Annotated in this window: 14 protein-coding genes and 3 tRNA genes; 10 read left to right on the forward strand and 7 right to left on the reverse strand. The window is 57.0% G+C overall.

The features are described 5' to 3' along the window. The first annotated feature begins 11 nt into the window (after nt 1-11). The 3 genes from ptrA to recD are packed head-to-tail and all read left to right on the forward strand — an operon-like array spanning nt 12 to nt 8,250. Nucleotides 12-2,894, forward strand: a complete 2,883-nt coding sequence (gene ptrA / locus NUX24_RS09930; RefSeq protein WP_257831256.1) for a pitrilysin — start codon at nt 12-14, stop codon at nt 2,892-2,894. After that, on the forward strand, nt 2,891-6,433 hold the full coding sequence (gene recB / locus NUX24_RS09935; protein ID WP_257831257.1) for an exodeoxyribonuclease V subunit beta: 3,543 nt from the start codon (nt 2,891-2,893) through the stop codon (nt 6,431-6,433). Before ptrA ends, recB begins: the two co-directional genes overlap by 4 nt. Continuing rightward, nucleotides 6,430-8,250: an exodeoxyribonuclease V subunit alpha gene (gene recD, locus NUX24_RS09940; RefSeq protein ID WP_257831259.1), complete on the forward strand. Its 1,821-nt coding sequence runs from the start codon at nt 6,430-6,432 to the stop codon at nt 8,248-8,250. The genes recB and recD overlap by 4 nt, the downstream gene beginning before the upstream one ends. Nucleotides 8,251-8,304: 54 nt before the next feature. Here recD and argA read toward each other — a convergent pair whose 3' ends face one another. Then, a complete protein-coding gene (gene argA, locus NUX24_RS09945) occupies nt 8,305-9,636 on the reverse strand; it encodes an amino-acid N-acetyltransferase (protein WP_023309037.1) in 1,332 nt (443 codons plus the stop codon). Nucleotides 9,637-9,863: 227 nt separating this feature from the next. Between argA and amiC the strand changes: the two genes are divergently transcribed. Beyond that, complete coding sequence (gene amiC, locus NUX24_RS09950) at nt 9,864-11,117, forward strand: N-acetylmuramoyl-L-alanine amidase AmiC (RefSeq protein WP_029740496.1); 1,254 nt, start codon at nt 9,864-9,866, stop codon at nt 11,115-11,117. An 87-nt stretch (nt 11,118-11,204) separates the two neighbouring features. On the opposite strand, the gene NUX24_RS09955 is transcribed toward amiC, so the two are convergent. From NUX24_RS09955 to NUX24_RS09965, 3 genes are all read right to left on the reverse strand, one after another. Further along, nucleotides 11,205-11,281: transfer RNA gene (locus tag NUX24_RS09955), tRNA-Met, on the reverse strand. 44 nt (nt 11,282-11,325) lie between these two features. Continuing rightward, nucleotides 11,326-11,402 (reverse strand) — tRNA-Met (locus tag NUX24_RS09960). Between the two features lie 44 nt (nt 11,403-11,446). Beyond that, a tRNA-Met gene (locus NUX24_RS09965) sits at nt 11,447-11,523 on the reverse strand. A gap of 208 nt (nt 11,524-11,731) precedes the next feature. Between NUX24_RS09965 and mltA the strand changes: the two genes are divergently transcribed. Next, nucleotides 11,732-12,829: a murein transglycosylase A gene (gene mltA / locus NUX24_RS09970; RefSeq protein WP_023309035.1), complete on the forward strand. Its 1,098-nt coding sequence runs from the start codon at nt 11,732-11,734 to the stop codon at nt 12,827-12,829. A 75-nt stretch (nt 12,830-12,904) separates the two neighbouring features. Further along, a complete protein-coding gene (gene tcdA, locus NUX24_RS09975) occupies nt 12,905-13,711 on the forward strand; it encodes a tRNA cyclic N6-threonylcarbamoyladenosine(37) synthase TcdA (RefSeq protein ID WP_006811804.1) in 807 nt (268 codons plus the stop codon). On the opposite strand, the gene csdE is transcribed toward tcdA, so the two are convergent. Both csdE and csdA read right to left on the reverse strand, forming a co-directional pair. Continuing rightward, nucleotides 13,702-14,148 (reverse strand): cysteine desulfurase sulfur acceptor subunit CsdE, encoded by a 447-nt coding sequence (gene csdE / locus NUX24_RS09980; RefSeq protein ID WP_257831263.1) that lies wholly within the window; start codon nt 14,146-14,148, stop codon nt 13,702-13,704. The genes tcdA and csdE overlap by 10 nt on opposite strands. Continuing rightward, nucleotides 14,148-15,353, reverse strand: a complete 1,206-nt coding sequence (gene csdA / locus NUX24_RS09985; protein ID WP_257831265.1) for a cysteine desulfurase CsdA — start codon at nt 15,351-15,353, stop codon at nt 14,148-14,150. The genes csdE and csdA overlap by 1 nt, the downstream gene beginning before the upstream one ends. 192 nt (nt 15,354-15,545) lie before the next feature. On the opposite strand from csdA, the gene NUX24_RS09990 reads away from it, so the two are divergent. The 4 genes from NUX24_RS09990 to rlmM all read left to right on the forward strand — a co-directional run bounded on the left by NUX24_RS09990 (nt 15,546) and on the right by rlmM (nt 18,568). Further along, on the forward strand, nt 15,546-15,773 hold the full coding sequence (locus NUX24_RS09990; protein ID WP_008499648.1) for a YgdI/YgdR family lipoprotein: 228 nt from the start codon (nt 15,546-15,548) through the stop codon (nt 15,771-15,773). A gap of 349 nt (nt 15,774-16,122) precedes the next feature. Next, on the forward strand, nt 16,123-17,040 hold the full coding sequence (gene gcvA / locus NUX24_RS09995; RefSeq protein WP_257831267.1) for a glycine cleavage system transcriptional regulator GcvA: 918 nt from the start codon (nt 16,123-16,125) through the stop codon (nt 17,038-17,040). Between the two features lie 39 nt (nt 17,041-17,079). Next, nucleotides 17,080-17,475, forward strand: a complete 396-nt coding sequence (locus NUX24_RS10000) for a DUF423 domain-containing protein (RefSeq protein WP_023309031.1) — start codon at nt 17,080-17,082, stop codon at nt 17,473-17,475. Then, nucleotides 17,468-18,568: a 23S rRNA (cytidine(2498)-2'-O)-methyltransferase RlmM gene (rlmM, locus tag NUX24_RS10005; protein WP_257831270.1), complete on the forward strand. Its 1,101-nt coding sequence runs from the start codon at nt 17,468-17,470 to the stop codon at nt 18,566-18,568. Before NUX24_RS10000 ends, rlmM begins: the two co-directional genes overlap by 8 nt. A gap of 52 nt (nt 18,569-18,620) precedes the next feature. Here the strand turns inward: rlmM and xni are convergent, their stop codons facing one another. After that, entirely contained in the window at nt 18,621-19,376 is a 756-nt protein-coding gene (gene xni, locus NUX24_RS10010) for a flap endonuclease Xni (RefSeq protein ID WP_257831272.1), read from the reverse strand. Nucleotides 19,377-19,441 lie beyond the last annotated feature (65 nt).

Genomic DNA, 19,441 nt, shown 5'->3' on the forward strand with positions numbered 1-19,441 from the left:
AAGAGGTCGTAATGCCAGGCAGCACCTTGTTTAAAGCGTTTGTTTTGTTTGTCGCCCTCTGGGCACCTGTCACTCAGGCAGGCTCCGGTTGGCAACCCGTTCAGGAAACTATTCGTAAAAGCGAAAAAGATACCCGTCAATATCAGGCTATTCGTCTTGATAACGGCATGACCGTACTGCTGGTTTCCGATCCGCAGGCGGTGAAGTCCCTCTCGGCATTAGTGGTGCCGGTTGGATCGCTGGAAGATCCTGACGCGCATCCTGGGCTTGCACACTATCTGGAACATATGACGCTGATGGGGTCAAAAAAATACCCGCAGCCGGATAGCCTGTCCGAATTTCTGAAAATGCATGGCGGCAGCCACAATGCCAGCACGGCACCGTACCGCACGGCCTTTTATCTTGAAGTCGAAAATGATGCGCTGGAAGGCGCGGTCGATCGCCTTGCTGATTCCATCGCCGCCCCCCTGCTAGATAAAAAATATGCCGACCGTGAACGCAATGCCGTCAATGCCGAGCTGACCATGGCCCGCACGCGAGACGGTATGCGCATGGCCCAGGTCAGCGCTGAAACCATCAACCCTGCGCACCCGGGTTCGCGTTTCTCCGGCGGTAACCTGGAGACGTTAAGCGACAAACCGAACAGCCCGGTGCTTGATGCCCTGCACGCGTTTCGCGATAAATACTACTCCGCCAACCTGATGAAAGCGGTCATCTACAGCAATAAACCGTTGCCAGAACTGGCCGGCATGGCGGCTAAAACGTTTGGCCGGGTGCCGAATAAAAATATCGATCTGCCGCAGATAGACGTACCGGTGGTCACGGACGCGCAAAAAGGGATCGTTATCCACTACGTGCCGGCGCTGCCGCGCAAAGTGCTGCGCGTGGAGTTCCGCATTGATAACAACACCGCACAGTTTCGCAGTAAAACCGATGAGCTGGTGACCTACCTGATAGGTAACCGCAGCCCGGGTACGCTTTCTGACTGGCTGCAAAAACAGGGGCTGGTGGAAGGTATTCGCGCCGATTCCGATCCAGTTGTAAACGGCAATAGCGGCGTGCTGGCGATCTCCGCCACCCTGACCGACAAAGGCCTGGCAAACCGTGATGAAGTGGTGGCGGCGATCTTCAGCTACCTCTCTTTACTGCGTGAGAAAGGCGTCGATAAGCGCTACTTTGATGAGCTCGCGCACGTGCTGGATCTCGATTTCCGTTACCCGTCCATTACCCGCGACATGGATTACGTTGAGTGGCTGGCGGATACCATGATCCGCGTGCCGGTGGAGCACACCCTCGATGCGGTGAATATTGCCGACCGCTATGATGCCGATGCGGTAAAAGCCCGCCTTGCGATGATGACGCCGGAGAATGCCCGCATCTGGTACATCAGCCCGAACGAACCGCATAACAAGACGGCGTATTTTGTCGATGCCCCCTATCAGGTGGATAAAATTAGCGCGCAGACCTTCGCCGACTGGCAGAAGCAGGCCGGGGAGATTGCGTTGAAGCTGCCGGAGCTGAACCCCTATATTCCGGATGACTTTTCGCTGATCAAAACGACTCAAGATTATCCGCACCCGGCGCTCATCGTTGATGAGCCGACGCTGCGCGTCGTGTATACCCCAAGCCGCTATTTCGCTAGTGAGCCTAAAGCCGATGTCAGCGTGGTGCTGCGTAACCCGAAAGCAATGAACAGCGCCAAAAATCAGGTGATGTTCGCGCTCAATGACTATCTCGCCGGTATCGCGCTCGATCAGCTCAGCAACCAGGCAGCCGTGGGTGGGATCAGCTTCTCCACCAACGCCAACAACGGTTTGATGCTCAATGCAAACGGCTATACCCAGCGTTTACCCCAGCTGTTCCAGGCCCTGCTGGAAGGGTATTTCAGCTACACGCCGACGGAAGAGCAGCTTGAGCAGGCCAAATCATGGTATGCGCAGATGATGGACTCTGCGGAGAAGGGCAAAGCTTACGATCTGGCGCTTATGCCGGCGCAAATGCTGTCGCAAGTTCCTTATTTCCAGCGAGAGGATCGCCGTGCGCTGTTGCCTTCGATCACCTTAAAAGACGTGCTGGCTTACCGCGACGCGCTGAAAACCAACACGCGTCCGGAGTTTCTGATCGTCGGCAACATGAGTGAGGAGCAGGCCAAAACCCTGGCGGAGAATGTGCGCGCTCAGCTCGGTTCGAAAGGCGACGAGTGGTGCCGCAACCAGGACGTGCTGGTTGAGAAAAAACAGAATGTGATTTTTGAAAAGGCGGGTAACAGCACGGATTCCGCGCTGGCCGCGGTATTTGTGCCAACGGGCTATGATGAATTCGCCAGCTCGGCACAGAGTGCCGTACTGGGGCAAATTATTCAGCCGTGGTTCTACAACCAGTTACGCACTGAGGAGCAGCTTGGCTACGCGGTGTTTGCCTTCTCCATGAACGTAGGCCGACAGTGGGGGCTGGGTTTCCTGCTGCAAAGCAGCGATAAACAGCCAGCGTATCTCTGGAAGCGTTACCAGGCCTTCTTCCCGCAGGTGGAAGCAAAACTGCGCGCCATGAAGCCGGAAGAGTTTGCGCAGATCCAGCAGGCCGTCATCGCACAGGTGATGCAGCCGCCGCAGACGCTGGGTGAAGAAGCGTCACAGCTGAGCAAAGATTTCGATCGCGGTAATCTGAAATTTGATTCGCGTGATAAAGTAGTGGCCGAGATAAAACAGCTGACGCCGCAGAAGGTTGCCGACTTCTTCCATCAGGCGGTCATTAAGCCGCAGGGAATCACCATCCTGTCTCAGGTTTCCGGTAGCCAGAACGGGAAAACGGAATACGTGAACCCGAAAGGCTGGAAAGTCTGGAAGAGCGTCAGCGCGCTGCAGCAATCTATGCCCTGGAGTAAGAAAGAATGACCGATACCGCTGAGTCCCTTGATCCCTTACGTTTACCTCTGCAGGGTGAACGATTGATTGAAGCCTCAGCGGGAACGGGAAAAACCTTCACCATTGCCGCCCTTTACCTGCGTCTGCTGCTGGGGCTTGGCGGCAACGCCGCTTTTCCACGCCCTTTGAGCGTGGAAGAGCTGCTGGTGGTCACCTTCACCGAGGCTGCCACCGCTGAGCTCCGGGGCCGTATTCGCAGCAATATCCACGAGCTGCGCATCGCCTGTCTGCGTCAGAGCACGGATAACCCTCTCTACGCGAGCCTTCTGGAAGAGATTGCCGATAAGCAACAGGCAGCCCAGTGGCTGCTCCTCGCTGAACGGCAGATGGATGAAGCGTCCGTCTTCACCATTCACGGTTTTTGCCAGCGTATGCTGAGCCTGAATGCATTTGAATCCGGAATGCTGTTTGAACAGCAGCTCATTGAAGATGAATCCGTGCTTCGCTATCAGGCCTGCGCGGATTTTTGGCGTCGCCACTGCTACCCGTTACAGCGCGATATCGCCGAAGCGGTACATGCGCTGTGGAAGGGCCCGGAGGCGCTGCTGCGCGCTATCGATCGTTATCTGCAGGGTGAAGCACCTGTCATCAAATCCCCGCCGCCAGCGGATGAAACCCTGGCCTCACGCCATGAAAAAATCATCGCGAGAATTGCCGACATCAAGCAAAAATGGATGGAGTCAGTCGGCGAGATTGACGCCATCATCGAAAACTCCGGGATTGACCGTCGCAAGTTCAACCGCGGCAATCAGGGGAAATGGATCGACAAGATCAGCGCCTGGGCGCAGGAAGAGACGCGAGGTTACCAGCTCCCGGATGCGCTGGAGAAATTCTCCCAACGTTTCCTGGCTGAGCGGACCAAAGCCGACGGCATTGTGCCTGAGCATCCTCTGTTTGTGGCGATTGAAACCCTGCTGGCTGAGCCCTTAACGCTCAACGATCTGATGATTACCCGCGCCATGACGGAAATTCGCGACGCCGTCGCGCGTGAGAAACGCCGCCGGGGTGAACTGGGGTTTGACGATATGCTGAGCCGCCTCGATGCGGCGCTGTGCAGTGAAAATGGCGAAGCGCTTGCCGCCGCGATTCGCACCCGCTTCCCGGTGGCGATGATCGACGAATTTCAGGATACCGACCCTCAGCAGTACCGCATTTTCCGCCGTATCTGGCGCCAGCAGCCCGGTACCGCGCTGTTGTTAATCGGCGATCCGAAACAGGCCATCTACGCCTTCCGCGGTGCGGATATTTTCACTTACATGAAAGCCCGCAGCGAGGTTGACGCGCACTACACGCTCGATACCAACTGGCGCTCCTCTCCCGGCATGGTGGAAAGCGTCAACGCGCTCTTCAGCCGCATGGATACGGCGTTTATGTTCCGTGAGATCCCGTTTCAGCCGGTAAAGTTCGCCGAGAAAAATGCCTCGTTGCGCTTCGAGTTCAACGGCGAGACGCAGCCTGCCATGAACTTCTGGCTGCTGGACGGGGAAGGCTGCGGCGTTGCCGACTATCAAAATGCCATGGCCCAGCACTGTGCCGCACAAATCCGCGACTGGCTCAGCGCGGGCGCGCACGGTAAAGCGCTGCTGTGGAAGGGGGATAAACCTGCCCCGGTAAAGGCATCTGATATCACGGTGCTGGTGCGCAGCCGTCAGGAGGCCGCGCTCATCCGCGACGCCCTGACGTTACTAAATATTCCCTCCGTCTACCTCTCAAACCGCGACAGCGTCTTTGAAACGCTGGAAGCGCAGGAGATGCTATGGCTGCTGCAGGCCGTGCTGGCTCCGGAGCGGGAAAACACGCTGCGTAGCGCACTGGCGAGCGCGATGCTCGGGCTGAACGCGCGGGATATCGATGCGCTCAACAATGACGAAGCCGCGTGGGATGCCGTGGTAGAAGAGTTTGTTCGCTACCGCGAAAAATGGCAGAAGCGTGGAGTCATGGCGATGGTGCGCGAGCTCATGGCGCAGCGCCACATTGCCGAGAATATGCTGGCGACAGCAGGCGGCGAGCGCCGTTTGACAGATATTTTACATATCAGCGAACTGCTGCAGGAAGCCGGTACGCAGCTGGAGAGCGAACACGCCCTGGTGCGCTGGCTGGCGCAGCAGATTGCCGACCCAAACAGTAATTCGTCCAGCCAGCAGATGCGCCTTGAGAGTGATAAACATCTGGTGCAGATCGTCACCATCCACAAGTCGAAAGGCCTGGAATATCCGCTGGTCTGGCTGCCGTTTATCGCTAATTACCGCGTGCAGGATCAGGCCTTTTACCACGATCGCGAGTCTTTTGAGGCGGTGCTCGATCTCAGCAACGCGGAGTCCAGCGTTGAGCTGGCCGAAGCCGAGCGTCTGGCGGAAGACCTGCGCCTGCTTTACGTGGCGCTGACCCGTTCGGTCTGGCACTGCAGCCTGGGCGTTGCGCCGCTGTTCCGTCGCCGTGGCGAAAAGACCGGGGAGAGCGATTTTCATCTGAGCGCGCTGGGGCGGCTTATTCAGCACGGCGAACCTAAAGACGCGGCGGGCCTGCGCCAGTGCCTCGAATCGCTTTGCACGGAGCATGTTGCCCTGCATATTCCGTCGCAGCCCGACAACAGCCGCTGGCAGATGCCGGAGCTGCGTGAGTCAGAGCTACATGCCCGCAAGGTTGTGCGTACCATTGCCGACGACTGGCGCGTCACCAGCTACTCCGGTCTACAACAGCACGGGCAGAGTATTGCGCAGGATCTGATGCCAAAACTGGACGTGGACGCCGCAGGAGCCGGTAGCGTACCCGCTGAGCCGGTGCTTACGCCGCACCAGTTCCCGCGCGGCGCCTCGCCGGGCACGTTTTTGCACAGCCTGTTTGAAGAGCTGGATTTTACCCAGCCGGTATCCGAAGAGTGGGTGCTGAAGATGTTACAGAGCGGTGGTTACGACGCACAGTGGCAGCCGGTTCTGACCGACTGGATCCGCGCGGTTCTGCACGCGCCGCTCACGACGCAGGGGATCTCGCTGAACCAGTTGACCGCCAAAGATAAGCAGGTGGAGATGGAGTTTTATCTCCCCATCGCCAGCCCGCTCAGGGCCGAGGCGCTTGATGCGCTGATCCGCGAGTACGATCCGTTATCCGCCGGGTGCCCGCCGCTGAATTTCCGCCAGGTACAGGGGATGCTCAAAGGCTTTATCGACCTGGTTTTCCGCCACGAAGGGCGCTACTACCTGCTGGATTACAAATCAAACTGGCTGGGTGAAAGCAGCGAGGCCTACACCCAGAACGCGATGGCCTCTGCCATGCAAATGCATCGCTACGATCTGCAGTACCAGCTTTACACCCTGGCGCTGCACCGTTACCTGCGTCATCGCATGGCCGATTACCGCTACGAAACGCATTTTGGCGGCGTCATTTACCTTTTCCTGCGCGGAGTGGATGCTAACGACCCGCGTTCCGGCGTCTTTAGTACGCGTCCGTCTGCGGAACTGATTGAAAAAATGGATAACCTGTTTGCTGCAAGCACGGAGGAGGTGGCATGACGATGCAGGCGCTACTGCTGGACGCGGTTGAACAACGATTACTGCGCCACCTGGATGTGCAGTTCGCCATGATGGTGGCAGGCGAGGAGCCTGCCGTCATGCTTGCCGCCGCCATTCTGAGCAAAGACGCGGGAGAGGGGCACGTATGTCTGCCGCTGTCGCGTCTGGCGGTGGATGAGAAAATGCCACCGGCTTTACAGGCGTGTTTCGCGCTGCTGGGTGACACAGTGGACTGGCAGGGGATATTACTCGGCTCGCCTGCCGTGAGCGGAGCCGATACCGGGACGCCGATGATCCTTGTCGGCGAGCGTTTGTATCTTAACCGGCTGTGGCGTAACGAACTGACGGTAGCGCGCTTCTTCAGCGAGACCAACGCCCCGCTTCCCTGCGATGAAGTAAAGCTCCGGCAAACGCTGGATGCGCTGTTTATCTCTGACGACGCGACGGACTGGCAGAAAGTGGCGGCAGCCGTGGCCTTAACGCGACGGATCTCGGTGATTTCTGGCGGCCCGGGCACAGGGAAAACGACCACCGTGGCAAAGCTGCTTGCCGCGCTGATTCAGCTATCGGGTGAGCAAAAGTGCCGTATTCGCCTGGCGGCCCCCACCGGTAAAGCGGCGGCACGTCTGACGGAATCGTTAGGCGGCGCGCTGCAAAAACTGGCGCTGACCGGGGAGCAGCTTGCGCTTTTCCCCAATGAAGCCAGCACCCTGCACCGTTTGCTAGGCGCACAGCCGGGTAGCCAGCGTCTGCGCTATCATGCCGGTAACCCACTGCACCTTGACGTGCTGGTCGTGGATGAAGCGTCGATGATTGACCTGACGATGATGTCGCGTTTGATCGATGCGCTACCGCCTCACGCGCGCGTTATTTTCCTCGGCGATCGCGACCAGCTTGCCTCCGTTGAGGCCGGGGCCGTATTGGGGGATATCTGCACCTATGCAAGCCTGGGATATACCGCGGAACGCGCTCAGGAGTTAGCCCGTCTCACCGGATGTTCGCTCACCTCTGAAAACCATTCGCTTGCAGGGGCGCTGCGCGACAGCCTGTGTTTGCTGCAAAAAAGCTACCGTTTCGGCAGCGACTCCGGTATCGGCCAGCTTGCGGCGGCGGTGAACCGGGGCGACCGGCGCACCACCACAGCGGTATTTGACGGTACCTTTACGGATATTGAGAAAAAATCGCTGCAAAGCGGGGAAGAGTATCAGGCGATGCTGGACGACGCCCTGCAGGGGTACCAGCACTTTCTGACTGGCGTACAACAGCAACGTACGCCGGAGCAGGTCATTGCCGCGTTTGGCGAATACCAGTTGCTCTGTGCGCTGAGGGAAGGCCCCTTTGGCGTCCGGGGTCTGAACGACAGGCTGGAACAGCTGCTGGCGCAAAAACGCAAAATTAACCGTAACCCGCACTCGCGATGGTATGAAGGGCGGCCGGTGATGATCTCCCGCAACGACAGCGCGCTGGGGTTGTTTAACGGGGATATCGGGATTGCGCTCGACTGCGGTCAGGGCCTGCGCGTCTGGTTCCAGATGCCGGACGGGAGCGTGAAGTCCTTCCAGCCCAGCCGTTTACCCGAGCATGAAACCGCCTGGGCAATGACGGTGCATAAATCCCAGGGCTCCGAGTTTAACCATGCGGCGCTGATCCTGCCCACGCAGCTTTCACCAGTCGTTACCCGCGAGCTGATCTATACCGCCATTACGCGCGCGCGTCAGCGCCTGTCGCTCTATACCGATGAACGTGTGCTGGTGCAGGCGATCGCCACCCGAACGGAACGCCGAAGCGGGCTGGGCGCGATATTTGAGTCACTCTGAACAACGCCAGACATCCAGGCCGGGTACGCGCAGCGCTACCTGGCAAGCGTTGTATTATCCCAGGTCAGCCATCAGCACCTTTGAACGACGCTGATAGTTGTACATCTCTTTCTTCGTTTCCGGCAGAGAATCGATATCCACCGGCGTGAATCCGCGCTCCTGGAACCAGTGAATGCTGCGCGTCGTCAGGACGAACAGCTTGCTTAGCCCCATCTGGCGCGCCTGTGCCGCCACGCGTTCAAGCAGCATTTCGCCGCGTGAAGAGCTACGGTAATCAGGATGCACCGCCACGCAGGCCATTTCACCGATCTTCTCTTCCGGGAACGGATAGAGCGCGGCGCAGGCAATGGTCAGGTTATCGCGCTGAATAATGGTGAATTTGTCGATCTCCATCTCCAGCTGTTCGCGTGAGCGACGCACCAGAATACCCTGCTGTTCCAGCGGGCGGATCAGCTCCAGAATGCCGCCGATGTCGTTGATGGTGGCGCGGCGGATCTGCTCCGCACTCTCCATCACAATCTGTGTGCCAATACCGTCGCGGGAGAATAGCTCCTGCAGCAGGGCCCCGTCTTCCTGATAGCTGATCAGGTGGCTGCGGCGCACGCCGCTGCGGCAGGCCTTCACGGCGCCACGCAGGAAGCGGACGGTGCCGGAGTGGTAATCACCTTCGGCTTCCAGCGCTTCCACGCGGGCCTGGGCTTCATTCGGGAAGAGTTCCGGTACGATCGTTCCTTCAGCGTCCACGACGCCCTGGGAGGAACAGAACCCAATCATTTTTTCCGCCTTCAGCTTGATCGCCAGCTGCGTGGCGATCTCTTCGGACGTCAGGTTAAAGCTTTCGCCGGTCACGGAAACGGCGACCGGGCCCATCAGCACGATGGCGCCGCTGTCCAGCTGGCGGTGAATAGCTTCCTCATCAATACGACGGATACGGCCGCTGTGGCAGTAATCCACGCCATCGTCCACGCCGAGCGGCTGGGCAATGATAAAGTTGCCGCTCACGACGTTGATATGCGCGCCCTGCAGCGGCGTATTGTTCAGGCTCATGGAGAGACGCGCGGTAATATCCAGCTGCAGCAGACCCGCCGCCTGTTTCACCAGCTCCAGGGTTTTGGCATCGGTGACGCGGGTATGTTTATGGTAAATCGGCTCGTGGTGGTGAGCGGCCAGGTTGGCGTCGATCTGCGGACGCGCGCCATAAACCACCACCAGGCGGATACCGAGGCTGTGCAGCAGGCCAATGTCATTGACGATGCTGGAAAAATTTTCATGCTCAATGGCTTCGCCACCCAGCATGATGACAAACGTTTTTCCCCGATGGGCGTTGATATAGGGAACAGAATGGCGGAATCCCTGGACCAGTTCGGTTCTACGTTCCTTCACCATGGCACAACCCTTAATGAATGTTTATTCGTAATTTGTGTATTTTTATTCGATTGTGACCGCGTGTGCAAGTGCAAATTTTCCGCGACCCACAGAAATTGGTAAGTAATCCGTGCGTTAGCGTATGATTGTTTACCCTTTTATAGATGACAGTTTATGCGTCATTCGTTAAAGTTTTCGGTCAATTTGGACATTTTGTATATCAGTCAGTGTTCTTGCTCGGGAGAAGCATGTCGGGATCCAATTCAGCAATAAGCCGCCGCCGTTTGTTAAAAGGGGCCGGGGCAATGTGGTTGCTTAGCGTCAGTCAGGTCGGTCTTGCCGCCACGAGTCAGGTGGTGGCGGTGCGCGTCTGGCCGTCGTCGACCTATACGCGCGTGACGGTCGAATCCAATCGCGTGCTGAAATATAAGCAATTTGCCCTCAGCAACCCGGAACGCGTGGTGGTGGATCTCGAAGGCGTTAACCTCAACTCCGTGCTGAAGGGGATGGCGGCGCAGATCCGCGGCGACGATCCTTTTATTAAATCAGCACGCGTCGGGCAGTTTGATCCGCAAACCGTGCGCATGGTGTTTGAACTTAAACAGAACGTTAAGCCGCAGCTGTTCGCCCTGGCGCCCGTCGCGACCTTTAAAGAGCGCCTGGTGATGGATCTCTACCCGGCCAACGCAACGGATATCCAGGATCCGCTTCTCGCTCTGCTGGAGGACTACAACAAGGGCGATCTTCAGCGTCAGGTGCCGCCTGCGCAAAGTGGCCCGCAGCCCGGGAAAGCAGGGCGCGATCGTCCGATTGTGATCATGCTCGATCCCGGCCACGGCGGCGAAGACTCCGGCGCGGTGGGGAAATACCGCACGCGTGAAAAAGACGTGGTGCTGCAAATTGCACGCCGCCTGAAGGCGTTGATTGATAAAGAAGGCAATATGCGCGCCTATATGACGCGCAATGAAGATATCTTTATTCCGCTGAAGGTCCGGGTGGCGAAAGCGCAGAAGCAGCGCGCCGATTTGTTCGTGTCGATCCATGCGGATGCGTTTACCAGCCGCCAGCCAAGCGGCTCGTCGGTGTTTGCGCTCTCAACTAAAGGCGCGACCAGTACCGCAGCAAGATTTCTGGCTGACAGCCAGAACGCCTCTGACCTGATTGGTGGCGTGAGCAAAAGCGGCGACCGCTACGTCGACCACACTATGTTCGATATGGTGCAGTCGCTGACCATTAACGACAGCCTGAAGTTTGGTAAAGCGGTGCTGGGCAAGCTGGGCAACATTAATAAGCTGCATAAAAACAGCGTTGAACAGGCCGGGTTTGCGGTACTCAAAGCACCGGATATCCCGTCCATCCTGGTCGAAACCGCGTTTATCAGTAACGTCGAAGAGGAGCGTAAGCTCAAGACGGCAAAATTCCAGCAGGAGGTTGCGGAGTCGATTCTGGCGGGGATACGGGCGTATTTCTCTGACGGGGCGACGCTGGCGCGACGCGGGTAAATCTTTCAGCCGGGTACACGCCCGGCAAATTCACAAACGACAGATACAAAAAAACACCCTTAAGGGTGTTTATTGTTTTAGAAGTGTTGGTTGCGGGGGCCGGATTTGAACCGACGACCTTCGGGTTATGAGCCCGACGAGCTACCAGGCTGCTCCACCCCGCGTCCGTCTTTCTACTCGTGTAGAAACTTACTTCTTGAAATTTGATTGGTTGCGGGGGCCGGATTTGAACCGACGACCTTCGGGTTATGAGCCCGACGAGCTACCAGGCTGCTCCACCCCGCGTCCGTCTTTCTACAGTCGTAGAAGATACTTCATCAAATTTTAATTGGTTGCGGGGGCCGGATTTGAACCGACGACCTTCGGGTTATGAGCCCGACGAGCTACCAGGCTGCTCCACCCCGCGTCCGTGGATGCGCACTATACTCGGATAGGTTTGTGATGCAACCCCTTTTTCACATTTATCATGATTTTGTATGCAAATTGAACGACATGGCGCTGTTTGGACTATTTTTTGCGCAAAATTTGCCAAAGGGCATGCGATCGCATTTCATTAGCCCTGTCGGTTTGTTATCTTCATCACGCGGAAATGGGCAACTTAAAGACGAGATATAATGAAAGGACGTTGGGCGAAGTATCTGATGGCAGGCGCAATGGTAGCGATTCTTGCGGCCTGTTCTTCCAAACCGACCGATCGCGGTCAACAGTATAAAGACGGGAAGTTATCCCAGCCTTTCTCTTTAGTTAATCAGCCTGATGCCGTTGGCGCACCGATTAATGCCGGTGATTTCTCCGAGCAGGTCTACCAGATCCGCAACGCGTCGCCGCGTCTGTATGGCACCCAGAGTAGCGTGTATAACGCGGTCCAGGACTGGCTGAAAGCAGGTGGCGATACGCGCAACATGCGCCAGTTTGGTATCGACGCCTGGCAGATGGAAGGGGCCGATAACTACGGCAACGTCCAGTTTACCGGCTACTACACCCCGGTTATCCAGGCACGACACTCGCGTCAGGGCGAGTTCCAGTATCCTATCTACCGCATGCCGCCAAAACGCGGTCGTCTGCCGTCGCGCGCCGAGATCTACGCCGGTGCGCTGAGCGAAAACTACGTTCTGGCCTACAGCAACTCCCTGATGGATAACTTCATCATGGACGTTCAGGGCAGCGGCTACATTGATTTTGGCGACGGTTCACCGCTTAACTTCTTCAGCTATTCCGGTAAAAACGGCCACGCCTATCGCAGTATCGGTAAGGTACTGATCGACCGCGGCGAAGTGAAGAAAGAAGATATGTCGATGCAGGCGATCCGCGAGTGGGGCGAAAAGCACAGCGAAGCCGAGGTGCGCGAGCTGCTGGAGCAGAACCCGTCTTTCGTCTTCTTTAAACCGCAAAACTTCGCGCCGGTGAAAGGGGCCAGCGCGGTTCCGCTGATTGGCCGCGCGTCGGTAGCATCGGATCGTTCTATTATTCCTGCAGGCACTACGCTGCTGGCTGAGGTCCCTCTGCTGGACAATAACGGCAAGTTCAACGGTCAGTATGAGCTGCGTCTGATGGTGGCGCTGGACGTCGGCGGGGCGATTAAAGGCCAGCACTTCGACATCTATCAGGGTATTGGCCCTGACGCAGGCCATCGCGCGGGCTGGTATAACCACTACGGACGCGTGTGGGTACTGAAGGCGGCGCCGGGTGCCGGAAACGTATTCAGCGGCTGATTGTGGTATTCTGAGCGCAATACGGATTACTGTTCAGGGTGAGGAAAACCTCACCCTTTTTACATCTGAGGTTTTATGTCTGTGGTAATCAGCGACGCCTGGCGCCAGCGTTTTGGCGGGACGGCACGTTTATATGGTGAAAAAGCCCTGCAGCTGTTTGCGGATGCGCACGTCTGCGTCGTGGGCATTGGTGGTGTGGGGTCGTGGGCGGCAGAAGCGTTGGCGAGAACCGGTATTGGCGCAATCACGCTGATTGACATGGATGACGTTTGCGTCACCAACACTAACCGTCAAATCCACGCCCTGCGCGATAACGTCGGCCTGGCAAAATCCGAGGTGATGGCGGAGCGTATCCGTTTGATCAACCCGGAGTGCCGCGTGACGGTGATCGACGACTTTGTGACGGCCGATAACGTCGCTGAATACATGAGCAAAGGCTACAGCTATGTGATTGACGCCATCGACAGCGTGCGGCCAAAAGCGGCGTTGATCGCATACTGCCGTCGCTACAAGGTGCCGCTGGTCACCACCGGCGGTGCGGGCGGGCAAATCGATCCGACGCAGATCCAGGTAGCCGACCTGGCGAAAACGATCCAGGATCCGCTGGCGGCCAAGCTGCGTGAGCGCCTGAAGAGCGATTTTAACGTGGTGAAGAACAGCAAAGGCAAGCTGGGCGTCGACTGCGTATTCTCGACCGAAGCGCTGGTCTACCCGCAGGCGGATGGGTCAGTCTGCGCGATGAAAAGCACGGCGGAAGGGCCAAAACGAATGGACTGCGCCTCAGGCTTTGGTGCGGCCACCATGGTGACCGCTTCCTTTGGCTTTGTGGCGGTGTCTCACGCCCTGAAGAAGATGATGGCGAAAGCGGAACGTCAGGCCTGAGCGTGACGTGCGGCATCCAGTACCGCGTCGCTGAGCGCGATCAACCCCTGACCGCGCGAGGCGCTGAGCTGCGCGCGCAGCCCAAGCTCATCAAATAACGCCAGCGGCGAATGCGCCAGCAGTTCCGCCGCGCTTTTCCCTTCCACAGCGGTCAGCAATACGGCCAGCAGGCCCCGGACGATGCGGCCTTCGCTGTCGCCGAAGAAGTGCAGCTTCTCGCCGGAGACGCTCACGCCCAGCCAGACTCGGTTTTCACAGCCTGCGATCTCTTTCGCCTGCGCTTTAAGATCGCCTGAAAGGGCTGGGAGCTGTTTACCCAGCAGGATCAGCTGTCGATATTTATCTTCCCACTGCTGGAGCGGGGCAAATGTCTGTTTTAAGGTCTCTTCTGTGATGACCGTGCCAAACGGATGTCCGGCTAAAGCAGCGCTAGTCATTAATCCACCAGTATTTCAAGGGCGCGGTCAACGGCGGCAACCAGCGCGTCGACATCGCTTTGGGTATTATACGGCGCAAACGAGGCGCGCAGCGTACCGTTAACGCCAAGCGCCGCCAGCAGCGGCTGGGCGCAGTGCTGTCCGGCACGCAGGGCAATGCCATATCCGGCCAGTAGCGTCACCATGTCGCTATGGTGAAAGCCCGCAAAATCAAAGGCGAGCAGGCTTGAGTCCTGAACGCGGAACGAGCGGAAGCCCGGGCGCTTTTTGAGCTCTTCCTCTGCCAGCGTCGCCAGCCCCCGGCTCCAGCTTTCAGCCTGAACGATGTCGGTTTCAGCCAGCCACTCCAGCGCCGCGCTTAAGCCAATCACCCCCGCCACGTTCGGCGTACCGGCCTCCAGGCGATAGGGAACATCCTGAGTTTTGAAGCCATCGAACGACACTTCGGTGATCATTTTGCCGCCACCGAGCCACGGCGTCATTTTTGCCAGCAGTTCTGGCTTGCCGTACAACGCTCCTGTACCGGTTGGCCCGTAGAGCTTATGTCCTGAGAAGGCATAGAAATCGATATCAAGCGCCTGCACATCAGCGGGGAAGTGCACCACGCCCTGAGCGCCATCGACCATCACCACCATCCCGCTGGCATGGGCGATACGAATGGCCTGAGCCAGGTCCGGGCAACCACCCGTGACGTTCGACATCTGTCCGAGCGCCAGAATGCGGCTGCGGGGGGTAATCAGCTCGGGGAGACGGGCCACGTCGGGCAGAAGGTCTGCACCCAGTGGGAGCTTCACTACGCGCGCACCCGTTTGCTCGGCCACCATCATCCATGGCACCAGGTTGGCGTGATGTTCCGCCTCGCTGACGACGATCTCATCGCCCGGCTGAAGCAGCGGACGCGCGTAGCACTGGGCCACCATATTGATGGCTTCGGTCGTGCCGCGCGTCCAGACGATGTTTTTCCCGCTTTCGGCATTGATCAGGCGCGCGACCTGATCGCGTGCGGCTTCGTAGCGCGCGGTTAATCGCTGCGCTTCGGCAAACTGGCTGCGATGCACGTTCCCGGCGCTCAGGCTGTAGAACTGCTGCGTGGCCTCAATCACCGCCTGTGGCTTAAGGGCGGTGGCGGCGCTATCCAGGTAAATACCGGCATCGGCCAGGGCCGGAAACTGTGCGCGGAACTGCGCAGGACTGAAAGCGTTCATGGGATTCCTCATTTCAATATAGCGATCGTCGCGCAATTTCAGCGGCAGGGCAAGGAGGTTGATATCTATCAGAATTGTCTGCTTATCCTTACGACCTCAAAAAAGCAGGTTATGCTAAATAGTGTTAGGCGGATGTTTTAGCCTGTTATAAATCGAGGTTTGAATAGCATTAATTGCTAAAGGAGAATAATCATGAATAAGACAGCTGCAATCATTTCTGCCTGTGCGTTTACTTTTGCCCTGAGCGCGTGTTCTGGTAACAACTACGTGATGCACACCAACGATGGTCGTTCTATCGTTTCGGAAGGGAAACCGACTACCGATAATGATACCGGGATGATTTCGTACAAAGATGCTAACGGGAACAAGCAGCAGATCAACCGCACGGACGTGAAAGAGATGAAAGAGATCGAGCATTAACAGATCGCAGGCGAAAAAAAAGCACCGCAAATTGGCGGTGCTACATTAATCACTATGGACAGACAGGGTAAATGTACAGGAAGTGAAAAATTGGTAGCGTTGCTACCGTGGTCTGAATCGCAGACCAATTGCAAACACAACAACACAACATCACAACCGTAAGCCAAAAGCCCTTCAGAACACGCATTCCGAAAAAAGCTCTTCGTTCCGGCTCAGGAAGTGCCGCCACTATAGGTATTTGCTGGTAGTTCCTCAACGGACAAATTATAATGGCTCAGATAAAAAAAACTAATAGGTTAAACGTTGTTTCCTGTTTGTTAAAATCCGTTAACATCTAAGCCAGATAACCATGTCAAAGCGATTGCCACCCCTTAACGCATTACGTGTTTTTGATGCAGCAGCACGTCACCTGAGCTTCACCCGCGCGGCAGATGAGCTTTTTGTGACACAGGCCGCAGTAAGTCACCAAATCAAGTCTCTGGAGGGTTTTCTGGGCCTTAAGCTGTTTCGTCGACGCAACCGTTCGTTGCTGTTGACTGAAGAGGGGCAGAGCTATTTTCAGGATATTAAAGAGATTTTTTCCCAGCTTACGGAAGCCACGCGTAAGCTGCAGGCTCGCAGTGCAAAAGGTGCTCTGACCGTCAGTTTATTGCCCAGTTTTGCCATTCATTGGCTGGTGCCAAGACTCTCAAGCTTTAACTCAGCTTATCCGGGGATCGACGTTAGAATCCAGGCGGTAGATCGTCAGGAGGACAAGCTGGCCGATGACGTGGATGTCGCCATTTTTTATGGTCGCGGTAACTGGCCGGGCTTGCGCGTTGAAAAATTATACGCAGAATATCTCCTGCCGGTCTGTTCTCCCCTGCTGTTAACGGGCGAGAAGGCGCTGAAGTCACCCGCCGATCTGGCTCAGCATACGCTTTTGCATGATGCCTCTCGCCGCGACTGGCAAACTTATACCCGTCAATTAGGTCTTACACATATAAACGTGCAGCAGGGACCCATTTTTAGCCACAGTGCGATGGTGTTACAGGCTGCCATTCACGGACAAGGCGTGGCGTTGGCGAACAACGTTATGGCGCAGTCCGAAATTGAGGCAGGTCGCCTGGTTTGCCCTTTTAATGATGTACTGGTCAGCAAGAATGCGTTTTATCTGGTTTGTCATGACAGTCAGGCAGAACTGGGTAAAATAGCCGCCTTCCGGCAGTGGATACTGGCGAAAGCGGCAACCGAGCAAGAAAAATTCCGCTTCAGGTATGAACAATAACGTTTGTGTGCCGGGCACGCATCAACTCAGGACTTAAACATGACCAGCCGATTCATGCTGATTTTTGCCGCGGTGAGTGGCTTTATTTTTGTTGCACTGGGCGCCTTTGGCGCACATGTATTAAGCAAGTCTTTAGGCGCAGTAGAGATGGGCTGGATCCAGACCGGCCTTGAATATCAGGCGTTCCACACGCTGGCTATTTTTGGGCTGGCGGTGGCGATGCAGCGTCGTATCAGTATCTGGTTTTACTGGAGCAGCGTGTTTATGGCGCTGGGTACCGTGTTATTCAGCGGTAGCCTGTACTGCCTTGCGCTCTCACATCTGCGCCTGTGGGCGTTCGTTACACCCGTCGGCGGCTTCAGCTTCCTGGCGGGTTGGGTATTAATGTTTATCGGAGCTATCCGTCTGAAACGCAAGGGCGTTGTTCATGAATAAGGTTGTTTTATATTGTCGCCCGGGGTTTGAGAAAGAGTGCGCCGCGGAAATTACCGATAAAGCGGTGAAGCGCGAAGTCTTCGGCTTTGCCCGCGTAAAAGAGAACGCGGGCTATGTGGTATTCGAGTGCTACCAGCCTGAAGACGCAGACAAGCTGGCGCGCGAGCTGCCGTTCAGCTCGCTGATCTTCGCTCGCCAGATGTTTGTCGCGGGTGAGCTGCTGAAGGATCTTCCGCCGGAAGACCGCATCACGCCTATTGTCGGCATGCTGCAGGGCGTGGTGGAGAAGGGCGGCGATCTGCGCGTTGAAGTGGCGGATACCAACGAAAGTAAAGAGCTGATGAAGTTCTGCCGCAAGTTCACCGTGCCGCTGCGTGCGGCGCTGCGTGATGCAGGCGTGCTGACGAACTACGAAACGCCGAAGCGTCCGGTGGTGCATATCTTCTTTATCGCACCGGGCTGCTGCTATGCAGGCTATTCGTACACCACCAACAACTCTCCCTTCTTTATGGGCATCCCGCGTTTGCGCTTCCCGTCCGATGCGCCAAGCCGTTCCACGCTCAAGCTGGAAGAGGCGTTTCACGTCTTTATCCCGGCGGATGAGTGGGATGAGCGTCTGGCAAACGGCATGTACGCTGTCGATCTCGGCGCGTGCCCGGGCGGCTGGACCTATCAGCTGGTGAAACGCAATATGTGGGTATCGTCCGTTGATAACGGCCCAATGGCGCAAAGCCTGATGGACACCGGGCAGGTCACCTGGCTGCGTGAAGACGGTTTCCGCTATCGCCCGAATCGTAACAACATCTCGTGGATGGTGTGCGATATGGTTGAGAAGCCGGCAAAAGTCGCCGCGCTGATGGCCTCCTGGCTGGTGAACGGCTGGTGTCGTGAGACCATTTTCAACCTCAAGCTGCCGATGAAAAAGCGCTATGAGGAAGTGTCGCAGAACCTGGCCTACATTCAGGAGCAGATGGATGAACACGGAATCAACGTGGAGATCCAGGCGCGTCAGCTGTATCACGACCGTGAAGAGGTGACGGTGCATATTCGTCGCTGGTGGGCTGCGGTCGGCGGACGTCGCGACGAGCGATAGTCCGTGTTGTATTGCCCGGTGGCGCTACGCTTACCGGGCCTATAGTAAAGCGTTAACGCTCTAACCTTAACTGCTGTAAATTCCCGTCCAGCTGCAAATCCGTCTGTAGCGTTGCGATCTCCCGGCAGGTAAACGCCATCTCTTTATGCACCTCCAGCTTCTTGCGCCACTTTTCCGGTACCTCATCCAGACGGGCGTAAATCCCTTCCAGACTCTGAAAATCGGTCAGCAGCTGCGCGGCGCTCTTTGGCCCAATACCGGCGACACCCGGAACTTTAGAACTGCTGATGCCTGCCAGCCCCCAGTAGTCCGGCAGTTGTTCAGGTGAGACGCCGAACTCGCTGGCAATAAACGGCGCGTCCAGCCAGCGTTTTTGAAAATAGTCACGAATGCGGATAGTCGGCGAGAGCAGCTGGCAGTAGCCTTTGTCAGTTGAAACGATAGTAGCCTGATGCCCGGCACTTGCCACCTTGACGGCCAGAGTGGCCGCAAGATCGTCGGCTTCATTTCCCTGTGCGCCCCAGCAGGGAACGCCCCGCTGTTCAAATGCAGCGCGCAGCATGGGCAATTCAGCGTGAAGATCGTCCGGCATCGGGGCGCGTCCGGCTTTGTAGTCGGGCAGACGCTGGTGTCGCCAGCCCGTGTTGCGGGCTTCGTCATCAAATACCGCGACCGCGTGGGTGGGCTCACTGTGGCGGATAAGCTGCTCCAGCGCGTGCAGGCAGGTGTCTTTACAAGGCGTCCCCTGTACCGCATGGATACGGCGGATCAGGTTAAGAGCATCGACGATAAGTAAATGAACGGCCACAGATAATCTCCCTTCTATCTCATGCGTGAAGGGTAACACTGTCAGCAGCGTGAAACTATGAATGG

Source organism: Enterobacter sp. HG048 (genome assembly GCF_024702055.1).
Taxonomy (GTDB): domain Bacteria; phylum Pseudomonadota; class Gammaproteobacteria; order Enterobacterales; family Enterobacteriaceae; genus Enterobacter; species Enterobacter dykesii.